Genomic DNA, 15,921 nt, shown 5'->3' with positions numbered 1-15,921 from the left:
AAAAAACAACGAAAGAGCGCGGGTATACCGCCTCTTTTCATCCTGGTTGTACCCAGCAGGTATATATCCGCCGTCAAAATAAACGCTGCGGATATTATGCATATCGGAGAAAGCAACATGTACTACCTACATAATAGGAATTTCTGGATATTCGGCCTGTTTTTCTTTTTCTATTTCTTCATCATGGGGGCTTACTTCCCCTTCTTCCCTATTTGGCTGCATGATATTAACCAAATAAGTAAAAGCGATACGGGAATTATCTTCGCCTGTATTTCTTTTTTCGCTCTGCTATTTCAACCGATATTTGGCTTACTCTCCGATAAATTGGGGTTGAGAAAACACCTGCTATGGATTATTACCATAATGCTGGTGTTTTTTGCTCCGTTCTTTATTTATGTTTTTGGCCCATTACTAAAATACAATATCGTTTTAGGTTCTATCGTCGGCGGGATTTACCTGGGGTTCATCAACAATGGCGGTGCACCGGCTATTGAGGCCTATATCGAGAAAGTCAGCCGCCGTAGCCAGTTTGAATTTGGCCGTGCGCGTCTGTTTGGCTGCCTCGGCTGGGCGCTCTGTGCGTCTATCGTCGGTATTATGTTTACCATCAATAACCAGTTTGTTTTCTGGCTGGGTTCCGGTTGTGCCGTCATCCTCGGCATCCTGTTGCTGCTGGCAAAACCAGAGGCCTCATCCAGCGCTCTCGTTGCCGATCAGGTAGGTTCCAACCAGAAACCGTTCAACCTAAAAATGGCCGTCGAACTGCTAAAAGAACGAAAAATCTGGTTCCTGACGCTCTATGTCGTCGGTGTGTCATGCACCTATGATGTGTTCGATCAGCAGTTTGCCAACTTCTTCACCTCGTTTTTCGAGACCCGACAAGAAGGAACGCGAGTATTTGGCTACGTCACCACGCTGGGTGAATTGCTCAATGCCAGCATCATGTTTTTCGCACCGCTGATTGTGAACCGCATCGGCGGTAAAAACGCCCTGCTCATTGCTGGTACGATTATGTCCGTGCGCATTATTGGCTCTGCCTTCGCAAGTTCCGTGCTGGAAGTGATTGTGCTGAAAACGCTGCACATGTTTGAAGTGCCGTTCCTGATTGTCGGCTGCTTCAAATACATTACCACGGTCTTTGAAGTCCGCTTCTCCGCGACAATTTATCTGGTGTGCTTCTGCTTCTTTAAACAGGTATCAATCATTTTCATGTCGCTCTTTGCTGGCAATATGTATGACAGCATCGGTTTTCATGGCACTTACCTGATTTTAGGCTGCATTGCCCTCTCCTTTACCGCGATATCCCTCTTTACGCTGTCAGGAAAAGGGCCACTGTATGCATTTTCCGATAAACAGAAAGCGCCGCTGAATACCCTCTAGCGATGGCAGGACGCAATAAAATGCCGATATTTGCCAAAAATATCGGCAGATTGCACATTCTCTCACCGAACAATGCAATTTTGTGGTTTACACCTTTGACATGTGCGACACACGCCGTTATCATGCGCCCCGTTCACACGATNNGAGTCCAGTCAGAGGAGCCAAATTCTTGTTTTCATGCCGCTTTGCGAATCCTTATGTGATTCCGATTCAATGAGTTAGCGTGAAAAGTCTTCCCGATGCATTTTCAGTTTTCCCTCCGCATCGGGAGAATTTGGTGGTCAGATTTGGGGTCAAGTTGGTTCGATGACGGAGTGACCCCCAAATGTCTCTTAACGACTCAAAAATCCGCAACTTAAAATCATCCGCTAAACCCTTCAAAGTTTCCGATTCTCATGGTCTATATCTGCTGGTTAATCCAGGCGGTTCACGTCTCTGGTATCTCAAATACCGCATCAATAGAAAAGAATCCCGCCTCGGCTTAGGTGCTTATCCTGATGTCTCTCTGGCTGATGCTCGTCAACAGCGTGACGGTATCCGTAAGCTACTGGTGCAGAATATCAATCCAGCACAACAACGCTCCGCTGAAAGAGCCACTGCGTTGCCAGAAGAAACCTTCAAGTCTGTTGCACTGAGCTGGCATAAAAGCAACAGAGCATGGTCTGAGAATCATGCCGTCCGTCTGCTCGCCAGCATGAATAACCATATTTTTCCGATCATTGGGCATCTACCTGTCTCTGAACTAAAACCACGTCATTTTATCGACCTGCTGAAAGGGATTGAGAAAAAGGGCCTACTGGAAGTGGCGGCACGTTCCCGGCAGCATATGTGCAACATCATGCGCCATGCCGTGCATCAGGAGTTGATAGATAACAATCCGGCGGCAAATCTGGACGGTATCATCGCCCCTCCCGTTAAACGCCACTACCCTGCCCTTCCACTGGAGCGACTATCGGAGCTGTTGGCTCGCATAGAGGACTATCAGCAAGGACGAGAACTAACCCGCCTGGCAGTATCACTCACCCTGCACCTGTTCATACGTTCCAGCGAACTGCGTTTCGCCCGTTGGTCTGAGATCGATTTCAGGAACAGAATCTGGACCATTCCTGCCACTCGCGAGGCAATCCCCGGTGTCCGCTATTCCGGGCGTGGAGCGAAAATGCGCACACCGCATATCGTTCCTCTCTCCAGCCAGTCCATCACTATTCTGAAACAGATACGGGAAATATCCGGGCATCAGGAGCTGGTATTTCCGGGTGATCATAATCCGTATAAACCGATGTGCGAAAACACGGTCAACAAGGCACTGCGGCTGATGGGTTATGACACGAAAGATGAAATCTGCGGCCACGGATTCCGTGCAATGGCCTGTAGTGCCCTGATGGAGTCTGGCCTATGGGCACAGGATGCGGTTGAACGGCAGATGAGTCACCAGGAGCGTAACAGCGTTCGAGCGGCTTACCTCCATAAAGCAGAATATCTCGATGCCCGTAAAGCGATGATGCAATGGTGGTCGGATTATCTGGATATGTGCCGGAAAGCGTATGCTCCACCTTATATTTGTGGGAAGGAAATCAGTTGCGCAATGGGATAAGCCCTCTGACAAAATAAACCACAGAAATAGCCGTATCAGTCTGTACTGGTACGGTATTTTTCTGGCTTCAACTCGGAGAAATTGTTAAGCCGTTTATAAGCATCTTCAACCGAATTGACCTGCGTGAATCGAAAGTGTGAGGTCCGCTTATCATTTAGATCTATCCACGGAAACGGATTGGGTCAGTTATGAGCGAGAAACGGACATAAAAACTTACTGGCTCATAGTAGTTGCATGCTCAGGCTAATATATTTAATTTTAGTACATTGCCAATAATACTGCGCAACTAAAAAATGTTGAAATTTAAAGATCTTGTATTTCCATGAAATACAAGTACTATAAAGTCAACATAATCAATTTTATATCGCAAAAGTGGAGTTATAATGATTAGAACTTTTCATTCGATAGGGCAAGGCGCTTTTTATACAGAAGAGTTTGATGATTTTAGGTTTGTATATGATTGTGGAACCGATACTGATGGAAAAAAAAGAATCGAAAAATATATAAAAAATCACTTTAAAGAAAACGATATCATTAATGCTTTATTCATATCGCATTTTCACAGAGATCATATTAATGGATTGGAATATTTGCTTTCAAATTTCGAAGTTGAGAAAGTGTTCATCCCCCAATACGATGTATATGAACATGTGCTTGATTTTATGTATACTGATGGCAATCTAAATTCATTTGATACGAAATTAACAATAAATCCTGTCGAAACGATAAAATCAATCTCACCCCAAACAAAAGTTATTTTAGTAAAAAAATACATGTATGGGGATGATCCAGAGGAGAGAACTATCGATGCTTTGGATAATGGTGATGTTATTAATAGCGGTACTTTATTGCATTCATGTGTTCCTAACTGGATTTTTATTCCGATCAACTATGACAATAGCAATCGTTCTTCAATTTTCAAGCGATTCTTAAAGCATCATAATATTGAATTTAATAGCGCGGCAGATTTCATTACTGCCTGGAATACCAAAAAAAGAAAAAGAGAAATAAAACAAGCATTTGAGAAACTACCAAAAAATCAAAATGAAAATTCAATGGTTGTTTATTCAGGACCTAATTCGGAGCAGAAATATAGTCAGCACATGCAGTTGTCGTTAGCTTTACATTTCCCACCCTTTATTCCATTTATTTCGACAGATGCTGGCTGTATATATTTTGGAGACTATGAGGTTCATGATGATGCATGGAGGGTAACAGACCGTATTCTTAATAAGTATTACAGTTTAACTGGAGTTATACAGATTCCGCATCATGGCTCATCAGAGAACTACAGGGATGAAATTAATATGAAGGAGTTCCTATATTCAGTTATATCATACGGGACCACTAATAAACACGGGCATCCAGGTTCTTTTACCACTGCATCGATTACAAAAAACTATGGGATTTTATTAGGGGTTACAGAGAATCCATCTACAAGGGTACATTTCTTTGTGAAGTGAAAACTCTAATCTCTTCCCATTAAATAAGAAATTAGATTCTTAAAAAAATACAATCGTTTATATTAATCAGTATAACAATGTAAACGATCTATTTTTAGACTCGACAATTATCTTATTAGAAGATAAAAATATAATGCTTTTCATTTCTGTTATAGTATTTTCATGTTCTAAAAAACGCCGCCAGTATTTATTCCATAGCTCCTCTATTTATATAATCATTGAAAACAACGCATTAATATAATTCCAAATGAATAGTAAGAACGAGTTTTGTTTACAAAGTCCGGTCCTAGCACACAGCAGACAAACAGGTGACGCTGAAGGTCTGCTACGAGCGAGAAGCGGAAATTAACGCCGCCGTCTACGGCAAATTTTCCACCATCAGCTCCATGTTAGTCGCTGTATACTTGGTCATGAACATATTGTTTAATATTTTCTAAGCCCTGATAAAATCTAACCTCTTCCACTTCTTGAACCGAGTAAAGCGGGTAGTACTCTGGGGACGGGTGCGGTTCTCCGAAAAGCGGATAATTATAGTTAAAGTTCTCAATGAAACCTATAAAATCTAATGTTCGACTGCTATCGAAGTGCAGAGAATTACGGATGTGGATTACATAATTGGCAGCTTTCACAAGATTGTAAAAAAGAACCTTAAGGACTCCTTTTTTAAACTCAATGAACTCCCCTTGCTTATTATATGGATGACCTTTGGTATCAATCCAGTAAGTGTAAACATCAGACTCAATATCGTATCTATTTTCAAATTCATGGCACGATTTCAACACGTCAGTAGCAACATGGTTAAAATTAACAATAGCATCCCTAAGGTTTTGGCTTGCAGAGTTTGAAGGAAATGCTCTTAAATTGGTTTCAATTTTCATCAAATACGAATGAAGGGTGTTTAAAAAGCCACCAGTAAACCTGATATTAAAAAGCTGAAAGGGAATAATGTTGGAGTTTTTTTGCAGATTTTTTATATCGGCATCTCTATACCATGATTCAAAAAGCTTTTTGTTCGGATCGTTAGATGGTACAGCCCAAGAATAGTATTTATCCATAACTTCTGGATGTTCGGATAATTTTTCTACTATGTCAGCCCATCCAAATACATGAACCGTGAAACTGTCTTTCTTTCTATTTTCTTCAGTTATTTCTCTTGCCCTCATTTCAATGACAGCATCTTTTACTGACGTTGTAGCAATGATAAAGCACTCAATACTAGGCAGGAAATTTGAAGCTTTCTCTACTTCTGAGTTTAGTTCACTAATTGTAAGGATGCTTCCGCTGTAATTATCCTTTCCTTTACACTGAATTCCATAATATTTTCCATAAGCATTTGATGGACTACCAAAAATATCAACGCCATGTTGACTTTGGCCGCCCCTGCCATTTTTTTGAGTGTTTGGATCATTCCATACTCTCGCCCACAAGTCGCAGCATAAACTCTCAAAGTCTTGCCAGTTTCTTGGTGGCGGTATTTGAAATGGAGGAGTTTTTTTCACTTTCAATACCTGTAGGTTGAGATTGGATTGGGTAACAGTATTTTTCAAAAGCAAAACACACGCAAGAAGAAAATCATATTACCTTCATTCATGAATTTTACTCATAAGAAATTAACCTTTAACCTGCGCCCATTCAACCGCTTCCAGATATATTTACCAAAATAGGTGAGTGCTGGAACGGTTTCGAGCCCGCAAGACGGGGGTTAAAAGCTAAACGTTAAATCAGTTTTCACTGTTGATGAAAAGCTTAGGCATTTGGGATATTTATTCATGGATTATCTAAAAACTGCTATTCAGTCGTAGTCAATTTCCGCTTCTGGCACGGAGCAGACAGTCAAACCTCTATGGACACAGTTTATCTTAGAACAGACTCTTCAATGTTCGCTCTAGCTACGCTTCCTTTTCAAGGAACACGATAGAAACGATCAACACATGCCAGGGATTGCTCAACCCAGATTTATGTTACCCGCAACAATTCGTGGTCTTAACAGAAAGGAAACTCAGTTTTAGCTTACTTATTAGACAGTTACTGTCAAAGATGATCCCGATCAGTGAGGCCAAATTTCAGAAGCACGTCTAGTAAACGGGCTTCTTGCTTTTCATGCTCCGGTGCCTTAAGCGCTTATTCCGATGTTTCTCTGGCTGACGTCCGGCATCAACGTGATGCCATACTTAAGTTATTGGCCAGAACATACTACCTACCCCCCAGGAAAATCCTTTAAGCACCTTGCATTGAGCTGGCATAAAAGGCGCGTCAGGTTTTCCGTATTCGCTCTGGTACCCTCATTGTCCAATGCACTTATCCGCGACTTCGTTTTCTCGATCTCATGAGAGACTCTGGCGACATCTTCAGCTTTTGCGCATAGGACAATCACCACTCCGCTGGTATCGACCTCCACAATGTCCCCAGGTTCGGCATGCATGCTACTGATGGAGACAGACTGGTTTACTGACCTGTACCCCGTCCCTACCGGATCACATAAAGCGGCCTCTGGTAAACATCGAATACATATATCATGAGCTGTATCGTGCTGACGTCCGAGTTCGGCATCTTGCTGAGCATCTTAATCGCTTGTGAGCTATGACCTCCTGACGGCATAGAATCTATGCATCTTTAACAGTACCCAAGTATAGAAGCATAGTTTTCAGTAATTATTGAGTACGAAGGACTGATCAAAAGAAACAATATAGGTAATCATCATAAAAGTTATTTCTCTCCAACTAAATAACCGTTATAGACTGAAATCACAGAACGATTGACCGAAGTGAAATCAACATTCAGCAATTCAATTAGCGGGGGAGCGACCATATGGAAATCCACAACCGGACTCCAAATGTATATGACTTGCTTGAAATAAACAAAATTCTACTTTCAACTTCAAATAATGGTGAGTCATTTGAGAAAGACTTACATCTCAATGGATTCATAGAAAAACCATGGGGATATGAGTATAGAGTTTATTGTGATTCTATTTTTGATGTATGGCGCCTTCATATATCAAAGAATCAATCCACTTCAATGCATTGTCATATACTGAAAGACACCGTCCTTATATGCCTACATGGTGATGGCGAGACCAGATTTCTTGATGGTACACATCAGGCGTTAAAATCTGGCGACAGCATATATATTGCAAAAGGTGTATTCCATCAGACTATTTCGGGAAAATCAGGCATCGAGTTAATTGAAGTTGAAAATCCAAGAAACAAATTCGACTTACTCAGACTTAAAGATAATTATGGCCGGCAAAATATGGCATATGAAAAGAAATCACAGGAACATGATCTTTTACCTCCTTTGCAACAGATAGCTGCAGGCACATTGATCAGAGAACATGACCTACACAAATTAGCATACTTTTCCGTCAAAAATCTTGATAGGAAAATGTTGAATGACGAGGATGATTTTATTTTTATTTCATTAGATGTAAAAAGCCATCTAATGGGAAAGATTCATATCCTACGAGCTAAAGATGCCATCTCAGAAATGTACTGTGGTCAGAATGTATTTTTAATTAACGTCCCGTAACGCAATAAGAAGGAAAATAACATGTCTAATCCGACACGAGTAGTGATAATCACTGGTCCAGGTTTTCAGGATCACGATGTAGTTTATACTTACTATCGTTCTAAAGAGGAAGGATACGATATATCTATTGCAACAAAGGATGGAAGTGCAGTGACAGGGAAATATGGCATCACTGTTCCTATGGATAAAAGATCCAAAGACAATATTAATTTTGATCAACTCAACGCCACTGATTTTGATGCTGTTATTCTCACTGGCGGTCATGAAGCGCCTGATAGAGTTCGCCAAGATCAGAGAGTTAAAGATTTTCTAAAGCAGATGGTAATACAGGGGAAAGTTGTGGCTGGGCTCTGCCATGGTCCTTGGATTATGATTTCTGCCGGTATTCTAAGAGACAAACTCGCCTGCGCTTATGTTGGTCTGAAAGACGATATGGTTAATTCCGGCGCCAATGTAATTGAAGCAGATGTAGTTGTCGACGGGAATATCATAACTTGCTCCTATTATGCCGAATGTGGAAAATTTATGCGTCAGACATTCGATGCAATAGATAGATGGAAGCGCGGCGAAACTCTTAAAGAACCGCTGGTGGTATAATTCGATGTTAATAGCAATGGATTTCGACGGGGTCGTGGTTGATGGAGTAGACGAATGCATGCTAATTACATGGAATGTATTACATGACAGACCTCTCAGTGATTTTAACCAAGATGTACTTCAAAACATCCCACGCCTGATGGCTAAACGGTTCAGGAAATTAAGGAATTTTGTACGCCATGACGGTCACTTTATTGCCTCATTCACTGAATTTGGTAACGAAGCTATAGATAATGACAGATTCACTGCTATATATGAATCAATTCCAACTGAAGATAAGAAAATATTCAGGGATAAGTTCATTCATTATAGGAAGCTGGCAAGAAGTATCTACCCTAGTTTTTGGTCTGAACTACACCGTCCGCTATTGGATGTTTCAAATTTATTTGAAACAGCTAATGATATCTATATTGTATCAGGAAAGGATGAAGAGTCTATATTATTCATTCTAAGTAAATATGGTTTAAACATACCCGCGAATAAAATATATGGGAGGATGACCGACAAAAACAAGACTCTTACCTTGCTAAAATCAATAGCCTTCGATAAAAAAGAGGATATTCTATTTATTGATGACAATATCCAAAATGTTATTGATGCATTAGATCATGGCATTCAATCATTTTGGGCTAATTGGGGATACAACATCCCTGAGCATAAATTAATCGCGCTACAAAAAGGAATTAATGAATTAGATACCGAGGCTCTCTTGAAATTAGTCAAGAAACCCTCTTAACGCAATATTATTTCAATTTTTCTGTATGAGGAGTAATAACTCATGGCGAAAGAAATACTATGTGGTTTTGGAGTGGGTGTAGATGCCGTTGCAGGCTGGCTATCTTCTTATGGGGGAGAAGATTCTCCAAGCGATATATCTCGCGGTATGTTCGCTGGCGAAGTAGGTACTCCGCGTCTTCTAAATCTATTTGACCAGTTTAATATCCCCACAACCTGGTTTATGCCTGGTCATTCCATTGAAACCTTTCCTCGGCAAATGGAAGCAGTTGTCAATGCTGGACATGAGGTCGGGGTTCATAATTACAGTCATGAAAACCCAATATCTATGTCGCCTGACCAAGAAAGAGAAGTCCTTCTAAAAGGCATTGACATGGTCACAAAATTAACAGGGAAGAGACCTACTGGGTATGTCGCTCCATGGTGGGAATTTTCTCCTGTAACCACAGATCTTCTATTAGAAAATGGCATCAAATATGACCATTCACTAATGCATCATGATCATCAGCCTTATTATGTCAGGAAAGGTGATTCCTGGACCAAGATAGATTATTCCAAGACACCGACCGAATGGATGAAACCGCTGGTACGCGGAGAAGAGACGGACCTCATTGAATTACCCGCCAGTTGGACAATCGACGATATTCCTCCTTTCATGTTCATGAAAACAAAACCCAACAGCCAAGGTTTCATGAATCCCAGGGACATCGAACAGTTGTGGAGGGATCAATTCGATTGGGTCTACCGTGAGCATGAATATGCGATCTTTACTTTTACGATTCACCCGGACGTATCTGGACGCCCGCACGTATTAATGATGCTCGAACGCCTCTTAACTCATATGCTTGGTCATCCAGGGGTGAAATTCCTAAAATTGAATGACATTGCAGATGACTATGCCAAGCGATCGCCACGGATAAAATAATGACACGGCAGCCGATAAGGCTGCCTATTTTATGTATCTCAAACCATAAATCCGCTATTTTTTGATAGTTCGAGGATTCTGTCTCTGATTCCTGAAACGAGTGGGTTACGTAATGAGCTATCAATCCATACCAAATAGATTGAATTTACGGGGAGTCTCTCATGGACATTGACTTCAACGATCTGACCTCCTGCTATGCTTTGGGCGCATAAATACTCAGGCATCACAGTCCAACCAATATTTTCTCGGATCATTCTTTCTAAAATCCGCAAATCCGGTACAGTAATAGACGGACGAAGCAGTGCAAAAAATCGCGAAGAATCCTGGAAAACCTCCCTTATCAATGGTAACTGTTCATCGTAAGCTATTAGAGGAAGCTTCGACAGCGTATCAATCACGTCCTCGTTTTCTTTGAAGTTGTCTGCTATAAGTGACGCTACCACAACTATTAACTTTTCCATTCCAATTTCAGCATATCCAAACTTTTGTTTATCCGGCATAGAAGTCGTGAAACCTAATTGACAACTTCCGTCCAGAAGACAGCTGTATATGCGCTTCCTATTTCCTGTCAAAACTTTAAATTTAATACCTTCATTGAATAGTATTTTCACCAAGTACGGTAATTTTGACCACATTAATTCTGCTGGCCCGATGAAAGATACTGTCCCCGAGGACTTTCTTGTACGTGATCTAAGCATCGACAACTTCAGTTCAATCGTTTCTAAATCTGAAGCCACCAATCTCGCCAATTCCTCCCCATCCACTGTCGCCACCACACCATGTGAACGACGAGTAAAGAGAACACACCCGGTAAAAGCCTCAAGTGAATGAATGTGGGCAGACATTGCAGGCTGGCTTATGCCCAACCGCATTGCCGCTTTTGAAATCGAACCAGCTTTGTATACTTCAACAAAACTTCGTAACTGAACCAGATAGCTCATACTGCGCACCCTTAAGAGCCTGAAGCTCTCCGATTACGACATAAAATCGAAAGCCTGCACAGTATTATGTTATAAAGATGTTTCGTTAATGCTTCTACACATATTAACTTATTTTAACAATTAAAGAATCTTATAGGGCAAGGATAGCATATAACAACATAACCAATTGATATAAATAGCTTTTATGTGCGTTATATCTGGTTAGCATTAAGGTTTCAAACATACCATATGATTAGGATTGGCGTATTATCTTCTATTACATACTCTGAGGTGTGATAGTCGCTAAACCATTAAATTAGCTAAACAATCATTGTATTTTTATCTATTAACGTTGACAACCTCAACTCAAATCGAGTTATCACAAATTCCGTTGGTCAGCGAAGCGGTTAGCTTCTGTTAGACCGGTTCGGACTACCTTTCGGAACATTAATCATCATCCCATGGTGCCCGTTTCCATTTTTCAGTCATGAAATCGATAAATACACTTAGCCTACGGGGTATAGGTTCTCGCCGCGCCCGGACAACACTGATCTGAGATGTGTTTGCTTCCCAATCAGGCAGAACTCGGCAAAGTTTCCCAGCCCTCAATTCATCATGAATATCCCAAGTTTCTCGAAGAGATATGCCAAGCCCCGCCAAACTCCAGGCATGCAATACATCTCCGTTGTCACTGATAAGGTTGCCAGTAACGCTGATGCTTCTTTCATGACCGGCTTTACGTAACGTCCATGAATTGTGTAAAAAACCCGGGTAAGCAAATACTAAGCAGTTGTGATTTAAAAGATCTTCTGGTCGCTCAATGGGTGGATGATTCTTCAGATATTCGGACGATGCGATGAGGATACGTCTATTATTTGCTATTTTTCTGGCCAGAAGGCGAGAATCCGCCAGATCCCCCATACGAATAGCCAGATCGAAATCACCACTGTAAAGATCCTGGATTTGGTCAGATAACCTTAAATCAAAGCCCACCCTCGGATGTACTTGGCAGAATGCAGCGATCGCAGGAGCAACATATTTTCGGCCAAACGGTGCGGGCACAGTCAAACGAATATTTCCGCTTAACTCCTCACTATCCCCTCGGGAAAGTTCCTTCATCTCATCCAGAACGCTCAACGCTACGCGAGCCCTCTCAGCTATAGCTCTGCCCTCGTCTGTAATACGTAGATTACGGGTGTTTCTTTCAAAAAGTGTAGTGCCAAGTGCAGTTTCCAGCCTGGCTATCTGCTTGCTCACCATCTTGGGGAGTATCTGTAGGTCTCGTGCTGCGGCAGAGAAATTGTTTCTGTCGACGACGTGTAAAAACACTTCAAGGTCGTCATTTCTCAAATTTATTTTGTTCATTTTGGGGTAAGTGTTTGTCCATTTAGGTCTATTTAAAGGATAAATAGATTGTTCCACAATAAGACTCAATATGACAAGTCTGTTATGTCGCATGCAGTCAGAAGAATTTTGCTTTAAGTCCCCCCATATAGAGGAAGTTAAAATGCCTAAACGTATCCTGTTTGTATTGACCAGCCATGACCGTAAAGGTCAAGCCGAGAGTAAAGATGCCGCACCCAGTGGTTTCTATCTTTCTGAGGTGTCTCACCCCTACGATGTACTTACAAAAGAAGGATATGAAATTGATTTTGTGAGTCCCAAGGGGGGCAAGACACATGTTGACGGTTTAGACCTCAGCGATCCGGTTAACGCCTCCTTTTGGAATAATGATTCCTTACGCGAGGCAACTAAAACCACATTAAAACCCTCGCAGATTGATCCTGACGTCTATGACGCCGTCTTCTATGCAGGAGGGCATGCGACGATGTGGGATCTCCCTGACAATATAGAGTTGGCGGGTGTTTCATCACGAATTTATGAAAAAGGTGGCGTTGTCGCTGCGGTTTGTCATGGCCCCGCCGGATTGGTGAATATTCGGCTTTCCGATAATGAATATCTGGTTACGGGCAAAAAGGTGTCAGCTTTTACCAACGATGAAGAACGTGCTGTAGGGTTGTACGACATTGTTCCATTCTTACTTGAAGACACGTTGAAGGAAAGAGGTGCCGAGCATCTTGCAGCCGCAAATTTTCAGCCTCAGGTGATTGTCAGCGAGAGATTAGTGACCGGACAGAATCCCGCTTCCGCAAAAGGAGTCGCTGAGGCAATGCTGCCTTTGTTGGCTTCAATTGAAAATAGAAGAGCCTAAGTTATGAAAGAACGCATGCCTTTTGTTATATATGTCTTTGCACTCTGCGCTTTTGCTTTGGGATTCACTGAATTTGTCACGATCGGCTTAGTTTCCAGGATATCTGCTGATCTAAACGTCAGTGTCAGTCATGTAGGTACAGCGGTGACAGCCTACGCTCTCGGCGCCGTAATTGGTGCTCCGGGATTAACTGCGTTGGCAACACGATGGCCTCGTAAAAGATTATTACTTGTTGCTATGGGCCTGTTTACAGTTGGCAATGGTATCGTCAGTGCGTCTGAGTCCCTAACGCCTATGTTGATTGCACGATTTGCTTCCGGTTTAGGGCACGGAGTGTTTCTTGCTGTTGCTTCAAGTGTGGCTACCCAACTGGCTGGGCGACATCGTGCCGGCGCCGCTGTTTCGGTCGTTTTTGGCGGTCTTACAATTGCGTTGGCATTAGGCGTACCACTTGGTACCTACATCGGTAGTCTGTTGAGTTGGCAGTCTATATTCATGGCAGTAACGGCAAGTGGAGCGATCGGTTTCATTGGATTGGCAATGCTGATGCCCACGGATCAGAATGATCCCTCCTTGCAAGCAAATGCCATGGACGGTTTAAAATCCATGTTCAACCCACTACTGCTTGCGGGAGCAGGAATTACAGTTTTGGCTTATGCAGGATCTTTTGCCCTGTATACGTATATTTCCCCAATTCTACTTCAGGTAACGCATCTAGACGAGCGGACGAGTAGTTTGCTTATGTTGGTCTACGGCGTGATGGCCGCTATCGGGAATGTCTGGGGTGGTCGCCTGACTGACAAGCAAGGTGCAGACCGTGCCGTGATGACAATTCTTATTGGTCTGGCGATCGTCCTCTTTGCTATGTGGTTCTCTGTCTCATCCTTAATATTAATGGCCCTGTTTATTGGGTTGCTTGGAGCATTGACATACGCAGCGGTCCCCTCAATGCAAGCAAGAGTGATAGGGCTATCTCACATACATGCACCTGAAGCTCCAGCTGTGGCAGCAGGACTGAATATTGCCGGTTTTAACGGAGGAATTGCATTAGGGTCGCTATTGGGGGGTGTAGCACTGGATGTTACTGGTCTTACAAGCCCTACCTGGGTTGGAGGCGGAGTTGTAATCGTTGGTATTTTGTGGATGTTATTACAAATAAATTCGAATAAAAGACGCACCACCTCCGATTACTCCTGATAGTACACATAGCATTTAAAATGGCTCAGTGAACACCAAATCACTGAGCCATTTTATTTTACCTCTTTGAAAAATGTCACAACCAAACACAGGTTATTTTTTATTTTATAAAATAGGCCTATATTAATCCGGCCTATTTCTTTTCAATCAGAATTTTAAACATCTTTCAAAAACACAGCGAAATTCATCAGCAATATAATTGTGTGAAAGGAGATGTATTATGTCAGACAATCCAACTTACCTAAACATTAGAGATGGAATTGCAGACTGGCTAACTATCAGGGAGGCGGTAAGACTTTTCAATGGATTGAATGGGTGTAAAATAAGAAAAAGTGATTTTTATCGATTTGCTCTGCAAGGGAAAATTCGGCTTTCAATATATTTTCAATCCCCAGTAATATTGAGGAAAATTAAATCAAAAAATCATAAATTAAAGCTAAGACCAATAAAAACCTCGTCAACGATGAAATCATTCACGCTTGCCGAAAGTTCCTTTGTCAGCGAAAATAATTTAACTTTCAGTACTGAAGGAAGATATATCCACCCTGTACAAAGAGTCATTGACACAACATTGCTCGGCTATGAATATGTCCTTATACAGCATTTACTTGCACATTCATTAAAGATACCATCACCTGTAACAGGAGCAAAGTCGAATAATTATGGCATTACAGTTTGTTTATTGGGGGAAACGTTTCAACTTTTCGAAAAGATGACATGGCATGAAAGAATCGAACGACACGTAAAAAGGCCACCTAAAGATATTTCATCAGATGATTACGAAGATATAATACTAAACGCTATAAAGAAAGATTCGCATAAATATTATTTTCCTATGCATGAATTACCGAGTGATGCCTGCTTTGTCCTCAGAAAAAGTGAACTTGATAAGTTGATCAACAAACCGATCGAAAAAGAAATACTTCCACCGTCTCCAACTCGGATATCCACCCCTCTATCACGCCTCCTCTGGCTTGCCTGCAAAAATAATGAAACTATCAGCCCGTTGATAGGAAAGCCTTACAAGTTGCTATCCATTTTTGAGCAATGGGCATCAGAGGAAGGCATTACCGATCGATTCAGTGGCGACACGCTGAAGACTGCGCTTGAGCGCGGCTCGCCCTCTTCCCTACCAACACAAAAGTAAGATGATGTCTCTTAGCTATGATAACCCGTATTAAGGATTGTATTTTCCGTAATACGGGCTCATCAACTTTCTCCACAGCACGACTTTGTGTTGTCGTGTTATCTCCCGGCTAGCGCTATATCTGCCACAGGAGAATACCGTGACATCTCATCAGTTATTACGTCTGAAACAGGTTGAGGAAAAAACTGGCCTGAAGCGCTCTCAAATCTATCTGTATATGAAA

At 41.9% G+C, this 15,921-nt stretch carries 14 protein-coding genes; 11 read left to right on the top strand and 3 right to left on the bottom strand.

Annotation, left to right across the window (positions count from 1 at the left end; genetic code table 11):
• Positions 1-117: 117 nt before the first annotated feature.
• The 3 genes from H0248_RS16155 to H0248_RS16145 all read left to right on the top strand — a co-directional run bounded on the left by H0248_RS16155 (position 118) and on the right by H0248_RS16145 (position 4,437).
• Positions 118-1,380 (top strand): MFS transporter, encoded by a 1,263-nt coding sequence (locus H0248_RS16155; protein ID WP_180786680.1) that lies wholly within the window; start codon positions 118-120, stop codon positions 1,378-1,380.
• 325 nt (positions 1,381-1,705) lie between these two features.
• Positions 1,706-2,974, top strand: a complete 1,269-nt coding sequence (locus H0248_RS16150) for a tyrosine-type recombinase/integrase (RefSeq protein WP_180786679.1) — start codon at positions 1,706-1,708, stop codon at positions 2,972-2,974.
• 383 nt (positions 2,975-3,357) lie between these two features.
• Complete coding sequence (locus tag H0248_RS16145) at positions 3,358-4,437, top strand: MBL fold metallo-hydrolase (RefSeq protein ID WP_180786678.1); 1,080 nt, start codon at positions 3,358-3,360, stop codon at positions 4,435-4,437.
• A 389-nt stretch (positions 4,438-4,826) separates the two neighbouring features.
• Here H0248_RS16145 and H0248_RS16140 read toward each other — a convergent pair whose 3' ends face one another.
• Positions 4,827-5,936, bottom strand: a complete 1,110-nt coding sequence (locus H0248_RS16140) for a hypothetical protein (protein WP_180786677.1) — start codon at positions 5,934-5,936, stop codon at positions 4,827-4,829.
• Between the two features lie 1,309 nt (positions 5,937-7,245).
• On the opposite strand from H0248_RS16140, the gene H0248_RS16135 reads away from it, so the two are divergent.
• The 4 genes from H0248_RS16135 to H0248_RS16120 are packed head-to-tail and all read left to right on the top strand — an operon-like array spanning position 7,246 to position 10,222.
• Complete coding sequence (locus tag H0248_RS16135; protein ID WP_024359926.1) at positions 7,246-7,965, top strand: cupin domain-containing protein; 720 nt, start codon at positions 7,246-7,248, stop codon at positions 7,963-7,965.
• Between the two features lie 21 nt (positions 7,966-7,986).
• Complete coding sequence (locus tag H0248_RS16130) at positions 7,987-8,562, top strand: DJ-1/PfpI family protein (protein ID WP_015689825.1); 576 nt, start codon at positions 7,987-7,989, stop codon at positions 8,560-8,562.
• Between the two features lie 4 nt (positions 8,563-8,566).
• The gene (locus H0248_RS16125; protein ID WP_180786676.1) at positions 8,567-9,298 is read left to right on the top strand and encodes an HAD family hydrolase; all 732 of its coding nucleotides are present in this window, start codon (positions 8,567-8,569) and stop codon (positions 9,296-9,298) included.
• A gap of 42 nt (positions 9,299-9,340) precedes the next feature.
• Positions 9,341-10,222, top strand: a complete 882-nt coding sequence (locus tag H0248_RS16120; protein ID WP_180786675.1) for a polysaccharide deacetylase family protein — start codon at positions 9,341-9,343, stop codon at positions 10,220-10,222.
• Between the two features lie 38 nt (positions 10,223-10,260).
• Here the strand turns inward: H0248_RS16120 and H0248_RS16115 are convergent, their stop codons facing one another.
• The gene (locus H0248_RS16115) at positions 10,261-11,163 is read right to left on the bottom strand and encodes a LysR family transcriptional regulator (RefSeq protein ID WP_180786674.1); all 903 of its coding nucleotides are present in this window, start codon (positions 11,161-11,163) and stop codon (positions 10,261-10,263) included.
• A 426-nt stretch (positions 11,164-11,589) separates the two neighbouring features.
• Positions 11,590-12,507: a LysR family transcriptional regulator gene (locus H0248_RS16110; protein WP_180786757.1), complete on the bottom strand. Its 918-nt coding sequence runs from the start codon at positions 12,505-12,507 to the stop codon at positions 11,590-11,592.
• A gap of 142 nt (positions 12,508-12,649) precedes the next feature.
• On the opposite strand from H0248_RS16110, the gene H0248_RS16105 reads away from it, so the two are divergent.
• From H0248_RS16105 to H0248_RS16090, 4 genes are all read left to right on the top strand, one after another.
• Positions 12,650-13,354, top strand: coding sequence for a type 1 glutamine amidotransferase domain-containing protein (locus H0248_RS16105; RefSeq protein ID WP_180786673.1), 705 nt, complete (start codon positions 12,650-12,652; stop codon positions 13,352-13,354).
• Between the two features lie 3 nt (positions 13,355-13,357).
• A complete protein-coding gene (locus tag H0248_RS16100; protein ID WP_180786672.1) occupies positions 13,358-14,551 on the top strand; it encodes an MFS transporter in 1,194 nt (397 codons plus the stop codon).
• A gap of 220 nt (positions 14,552-14,771) precedes the next feature.
• A complete protein-coding gene (locus tag H0248_RS16095; protein ID WP_180786671.1) occupies positions 14,772-15,698 on the top strand; it encodes a hypothetical protein in 927 nt (308 codons plus the stop codon).
• Positions 15,699-15,837: 139 nt separating this feature from the next.
• The coding region (locus H0248_RS16090; RefSeq protein WP_180786095.1) for an AlpA family phage regulatory protein at positions 15,838-15,921 on the top strand (84 nt) is incomplete at its 3' end.

The sequence above is a fragment of the Pectobacterium brasiliense genome, from assembly GCF_013449685.1.
Taxonomy (GTDB): Bacteria; Pseudomonadota; Gammaproteobacteria; order Enterobacterales; family Enterobacteriaceae; genus Pectobacterium; species Pectobacterium brasiliense_A.
The sequence above is the reverse complement of the archived record's forward strand: the minus strand, read 5'-3'. Positions and strand labels throughout refer to the sequence as shown.

Coding starts and splice junctions, on each gene's coding strand:
- H0248_RS16130 (WP_015689825.1), top strand. CDS start 7,987: ATGTCTAATCCGACACGAGTAGTGATAATCACTGGTCCAGGTTTTCAG.
- H0248_RS16100 (WP_180786672.1), top strand. CDS start 13,358: ATGAAAGAACGCATGCCTTTTGTTATATATGTCTTTGCACTCTGCGCT.
- H0248_RS16155 (WP_180786680.1), top strand. CDS start 118: ATGTACTACCTACATAATAGGAATTTCTGGATATTCGGCCTGTTTTTC.
- H0248_RS16110 (WP_180786757.1), bottom strand. CDS start 12,507: ATGAACAAAATAAATTTGAGAAATGACGACCTTGAAGTGTTTTTACAC.
- H0248_RS16105 (WP_180786673.1), top strand. CDS start 12,650: ATGCCTAAACGTATCCTGTTTGTATTGACCAGCCATGACCGTAAAGGT.
- H0248_RS16125 (WP_180786676.1), top strand. CDS start 8,567: ATGTTAATAGCAATGGATTTCGACGGGGTCGTGGTTGATGGAGTAGAC.
- H0248_RS16115 (WP_180786674.1), bottom strand. CDS start 11,163: ATGAGCTATCTGGTTCAGTTACGAAGTTTTGTTGAAGTATACAAAGCT.
- H0248_RS16145 (WP_180786678.1), top strand. CDS start 3,358: ATGATTAGAACTTTTCATTCGATAGGGCAAGGCGCTTTTTATACAGAA.
- H0248_RS16135 (WP_024359926.1), top strand. CDS start 7,246: ATGGAAATCCACAACCGGACTCCAAATGTATATGACTTGCTTGAAATA.
- H0248_RS16120 (WP_180786675.1), top strand. CDS start 9,341: ATGGCGAAAGAAATACTATGTGGTTTTGGAGTGGGTGTAGATGCCGTT.
- H0248_RS16095 (WP_180786671.1), top strand. CDS start 14,772: ATGTCAGACAATCCAACTTACCTAAACATTAGAGATGGAATTGCAGAC.
- H0248_RS16150 (WP_180786679.1), top strand. CDS start 1,706: ATGTCTCTTAACGACTCAAAAATCCGCAACTTAAAATCATCCGCTAAA.